At 48.5% G+C, this 5,695-nt stretch carries 2 tRNA genes and 3 rRNA genes; all 5 read right to left on the bottom strand.

The features are described 5' to 3' along the window. Positions 1-47: 47 nt before the first annotated feature. Positions 48-162, bottom strand: a 5S ribosomal RNA gene (rrf, locus tag HYG93_RS18870). Between the two features lie 196 nt (positions 163-358). Continuing rightward, positions 359-3,251 (bottom strand): 23S ribosomal RNA (locus tag HYG93_RS18865). A 449-nt stretch (positions 3,252-3,700) separates the two neighbouring features. After that, positions 3,701-3,776: transfer RNA gene (locus tag HYG93_RS18860), tRNA-Ala, on the bottom strand. A gap of 75 nt (positions 3,777-3,851) precedes the next feature. Next, positions 3,852-3,928: transfer RNA gene (locus tag HYG93_RS18855), tRNA-Ile, on the bottom strand. A 61-nt stretch (positions 3,929-3,989) separates the two neighbouring features. Next, positions 3,990-5,527 (bottom strand): 16S ribosomal RNA (locus HYG93_RS18850). Together the 16S, 23S and 5S rRNA genes with 2 tRNA genes alongside form the textbook arrangement of a ribosomal RNA operon. Positions 5,528-5,695 lie beyond the last annotated feature (168 nt).

The raw sequence follows: 5,695 nt of genomic DNA, 5'->3' as shown, positions 1-5,695 counted from the left end.
CATAAAAAAACACCCCCTGCACTAGTCAGGGGGTGTTTCGAATAATGAGCTGGCGATGACTTACTCTCACATGGGTAACCCCACACTACCATCAGCGCTAAGAGGTTTCACTTCTGAGTTCGGGAAGGGATCAGGTGGTTCACTCTTGCTATTGTCGCCAGCACAACTTGGATGCTTACTCGTTTGGTCTTACTTGGATGCCGAACTTTCGTCAAATGAGTTATTAACAGATCATATCTGAGTCGAATTGTATGTTCTAGCGTTAGCTGAATCAAGTATTTCAAGACCGTTTGGTCTTTAATGAATCAATCTCTGCTCACTGCTTGCGCAGTTCGTACAACAACTGTTTGGGTGTTGTATAGTCAAGCCTCACGAGCAATTAGTATTGGTCAGCTTCATGCGTCACCGCACTTCCACATCCAACCTATCAACGTCGTAGTCTTCAACGGCTCTTTAGAGGAATAAATTCCTAGGGAAATCTTATCTTGAGGTAGGCTTCCCGCTTAGATGCTTTCAGCGGTTATCCCTTCCGAACATAGCTACCCGGCGATGCGACTGGCGTCACAACCGGTACACCAGAGGTTCGTCCACTCTGGTCCTCTCGTACTAGGAGCAGATCCTCTCAAATTTCCAGCGCCCACGGTAGATAGGGACCGAACTGTCTCACGACGTTCTAAACCCAGCTCGCGTACCTCTTTAAATGGCGAACAGCCATACCCTTGGGACCTGCTTCAGCCCCAGGATGAGATGAGCCGACATCGAGGTGCCAAACACCGCCGTCGATATGAACTCTTGGGCGGTATCAGCCTGTTATCCCCAGAGTACCTTTTATCCGTTGAGCGATGGCCCTTCCATACAGAACCACCGGATCACTAAGACCTACTTTCGTACCTGCTCGACTTGTGGGTCTCGCAGTTAAGCGCGCTTTTGCCTTTATACTCTACGCGTGATTTCCGACCACGCTGAGCGCACCTTCGTACTCCTCCGTTACTCTTTAGGAGGAGACCGCCCCAGTCAAACTACCCACCAGACATGGTCCTCGCTCCAGATAATGGAGCAGAGTTAGAACCTCAATATTACCAGGGTGGTATTTCAAGATTGGCTCCACAGCAACTAGCGTCGCTGCTTCAAAGCCTCCCACCTATCCTACACAAGTAAGATCAAAGTTCAATGTCAAGCTGCAGTAAAGGTTCACGGGGTCTTTCCGTCTAGCCGCGGGTACACCGCATCTTCACGGCGATTTCGATTTCACTGAGCCTCTGCTGGAGACAGCGCCCCCATCATTATGCCATTCGTGCAGGTCGGAACTTACCCGACAAGGAATTTCGCTACCTTAGGACCGTTATAGTTACGGCCGCCGTTTACTGGGGCTTCGATCAAGAGCTTCGCTTACGCTAACCCCATCAATTAACCTTCCAGCACCGGGCAGGCATCACACCCTATACGTCCACTTTCGTGTTTGCAGAGTGCTATGTTTTTAATAAACAGTTGCAGGGGCCTGGTTTCTGTGGCTGCCGATAGCTCAGGAAGCAAGTTCCATCACCGTCAGCAGCGTACCTTCTCCCGAAGTTACGGTACCATTTTGCCTAGTTCCTTCAGCAGAGTTCTCTCAAGCGCTTTGGTCTACTCGACCTGACCACCTGTGTCGGTTTCGGGTACGATTCCTGTGTAACTGAAGCTTAGAGACTTTTCCTGGAAGCATAGTATCAGCCACTTCACTGTACAAGTACAGCTTGCTATCAGATCTCAGCATAGAGTACCCCGGATTTGCCTAAGATACATGCCTACATCCTTTCACCTGGACAACCAACGCCAGGCTGACTTAACTTACTCCGTCCTCTCATCGCATTACACAGAAGTATTGGAATATTAACCAATTTCCCATCGACTACGCCTCTCGGCCTCGCCTTAGGGGTCGACTCACCCAGCCCCGATTAACGTTGGACTGGAACCCTTGGTCTTTCAGCGAACGGGTTTTTCACCCGTTTTGTCGTTACTCACGTCAGCATTCGCACTTCTGATACCTCCAGCAGACTTCTCAATCCACCTTCATCGGCTTACAGAACGCTCCCCTACCACTTGCAATAAATTGCAAATCCGCAGCTTCGGCATATAGTTTTAGCCCCGTTACATCTTCCGCGCAGGCCGACTCGACTAGTGAGCTATTACGCTTTCTTTAAAGGGTGGCTGCTTCTAAGCCAACCTCCTAGCTGTCTATGCCTTCCCACATCGTTTCCCACTTAACTATAATTTAGGGGCCTTAGCTGGCGGTCTGGATTGTTTTCCTCTTGACTACGGACGTTAGCACCCGCAGTCTGTCTCCCGGATAGTACTCATTGGTATTCGGAGTTTGCATCGGTTTGGTAAGTCGGGATGACCCCCTAGCCGAAACAGTGCTCTACCCCCAATGGTATTCGTCCGAGGCGCTACCTAAATAGCTTTCGGGGAGAACCAGCTATCACCAAGTTTGATTAGCCTTTCACCCCTATCCACAAGTCATCCCCTGGCTTTTCAACGACAGTGGGTTCGGTCCTCCAGTTAGTGTTACCCAACCTTCAACCTGCTCATGGATAGATCACCTGGTTTCGGGTCTACACCCAGCAACTAAACGCCCTATTAAGACTCGGTTTCCCTACGGCTCCCCTATACGGTTAACCTTGCTACTGAATGTAAGTCGCTGACCCATTATACAAAAGGTACGCAGTCACCGAACAAGTCGGCTCCCACTGCTTGTATGCATGCGGTTTCAGGATCTATTTCACTCCCCTCACAGGGGTTCTTTTCGCCTTTCCCTCACGGTACTGGTTCACTATCGGTCAGTCAGGAGTATTTAGCCTTGGAGGATGGTCCCCCCATATTCAGACAAGGTTTCACGTGCCTCGCCCTACTCGACATCATCATATAAGCCCTTTCGTGTACAGGACTATCACCCACTATGGTTGCACTTCCCAGAGCATTCCACTAGAACTTATATGACTTAATGGGCTGTTCCCCGTTCGCTCGCCGCTACTGAGGGAATCTCAATTGATTTCTTTTCCTAAGGGTACTGAGATGTTTCACTTCCCCTCGTTTGCCTCGCAACACTATGTATTCATGTTGCGATACCTACCTTACGATAGGTGGGTTTCCCCATTCAGAAATCTCCGGATCATAGGATATTTGCCGCCTCCCCGAAGCTTATCGCAGGCTATTACGTCTTTCATCGCCTCTGACTGCCAAGGCATCCACCACATGCACTTAATTACTTGACTATACAACCCCAAACAGTCGTTTATCCTTACAAGTAGGATAAGCAACAGAGTTTGTCTTACGACTTACTCATACAGTTGGCGTCTTGTGCATTTAAGCACTGTACAGCTTCAATTAGATTCATATACCAAAACGCTTGATTCAGTTAATTTCGCTAGTAACTCATAGCTTCTATCTTCACATCACAGTAATAAATCACTGTTAGTGTTAATGTCAGTTATGAGTATGAACAAATTATTTCAACTCAAATATATTCTGTTAATGATTTAACATGCCTTCGTCAGGTCATGTTGCTGTGATAAATCACAGAGCTTAATAACAATGAAGCGCATTCTACGCTAGTTTGTTGCTAAGCTCTATAACCTAAGCACTTGATCGCTTAAAGACTAAACTAACAGTCAGCTGACTGTTCATTTATTAACTTGTCTTTTATACATCGCTTTGCGATGTATGGTGGAGACTAGGAGAGTCGAACTCCTGACCTCCTGCGTGCAAAGCAGGCGCTCTACCAACTAAGCTAAGTCCCCAGCTTATCAATTAAGTCAATGTCTCTGTTTTCTGTTTGCTCTCATATTTTATTCAAATATTTCGTTAGTCAGATTTGGTGGGTCTGACAAGACTTGAACTTGTGACCCCACGCTTATCAAGCGTGTGCTCTAACCAACTGAGCTACAGACCCTCAGATACATCGTCATGAAGAACAACTTGTTGTGGATTCTTACCAGTCGCCAATCTTTCGTTAAGGAGGTGATCCAGCCGCAGGTTCCCCTACGGCTACCTTGTTACGACTTCACCCCAGTCGTCGGCCACACCGTGGTAAGCGTCCTCCTTACGGTTAGACTACCTACTTCTGGTGCAACAAACTCCCATGGTGTGACGGGCGGTGTGTACAAGGCCCGGGAACGTATTCACCGCGGCATTCTGATCCGCGATTACTAGCGATTCCGACTTCATGGAGTCGAGTTGCAGACTCCAATCCGGACTACGATCGGCTTTTTGAGATTAGCATCCTCTCGCGAGGTAGCAACCCTTTGTACCGACCATTGTAGCACGTGTGTAGCCCTGGTCGTAAGGGCCATGATGACTTGACGTCGTCCCCGCCTTCCTCCAGTTTGTCACTGGCAGTATCCTTAAAGTTCCCGGCCGAACCGCTGGCAAATAAGGAAAAGGGTTGCGCTCGTTGCGGGACTTAACCCAACATCTCACGACACGAGCTGACGACAGCCATGCAGCACCTGTATGTAAGTTCCCGAAGGCACCAATCCATCTCTGGAAAGTTCTTACTATGTCAAGACCAGGTAAGGTTCTTCGCGTTGCATCGAATTAAACCACATGCTCCACCGCTTGTGCGGGCCCCCGTCAATTCATTTGAGTTTTAGTCTTGCGACCGTACTCCCCAGGCGGTCTACTTATCGCGTTAGCTGCGCCACTAAAGCCTCAAAGGCCCCAACGGCTAGTAGACATCGTTTACGGCATGGACTACCAGGGTATCTAATCCTGTTTGCTCCCCATGCTTTCGTACCTCAGCGTCAGTATTAGGCCAGATGGCTGCCTTCGCCATCGGTATTCCTCCAGATCTCTACGCATTTCACCGCTACACCTGGAATTCTACCATCCTCTCCCATACTCTAGCTTCCCAGTATCGAATGCAATTCCTAAGTTAAGCTCAGGGATTTCACATCCGACTTAAAAAGCCGCCTACGTACGCTTTACGCCCAGTAAATCCGATTAACGCTCGCACCCTCTGTATTACCGCGGCTGCTGGCACAGAGTTAGCCGGTGCTTATTCTGCGAGTAACGTCCACTATCCCTAGGTATTAACTAGAGTAGCCTCCTCCTCGCTTAAAGTGCTTTACAACCAAAAGGCCTTCTTCACACACGCGGCATGGCTGGATCAGGGTTCCCCCCATTGTCCAATATTCCCCACTGCTGCCTCCCGTAGGAGTCTGGGCCGTGTCTCAGTCCCAGTGTGGCGGATCATCCTCTCAGACCCGCTACAGATCGTCGCCTTGGTAGGCCTTTACCCCACCAACTAGCTAATCTGACTTAGGCTCATCTATTAGCGCAAGGTCCGAAGATCCCCTGCTTTCCCCCGTAGGGCGTATGCGGTATTAGCATCCCTTTCGAAATGTTGTCCCCCACTAATAGGCAGATTCCTAAGCATTACTCACCCGTCCGCCGCTAGAAATCGGTAGCAAGCTACCTATTCCCGCTCGACTTGCATGTGTTAAGCCTGCCGCCAGCGTTCAATCTGAGCCATGATCAAACTCTTCAGTTTAAAATCAATAGTACCTTTAAAGGGTACCAATCTTGGCTCATCAATTACTGACAAATATTTACTCAAATAAACTTCGAGAAATTTCTACCAATTATCAATGAAAATATATTCGATTGATCAACCAGTAAAAATCCACACAAGTTGTTCTTCATAATCTCTTAATGATCT

Origin of the sequence: Acinetobacter sp. SwsAc6 (assembly GCF_013391565.1) — a bacterium.
Taxonomy (GTDB): Bacteria; Pseudomonadota; Gammaproteobacteria; order Pseudomonadales; family Moraxellaceae; genus Acinetobacter; species Acinetobacter cumulans.
This window is presented reverse-complemented; position numbering and strand designations above follow the sequence as displayed.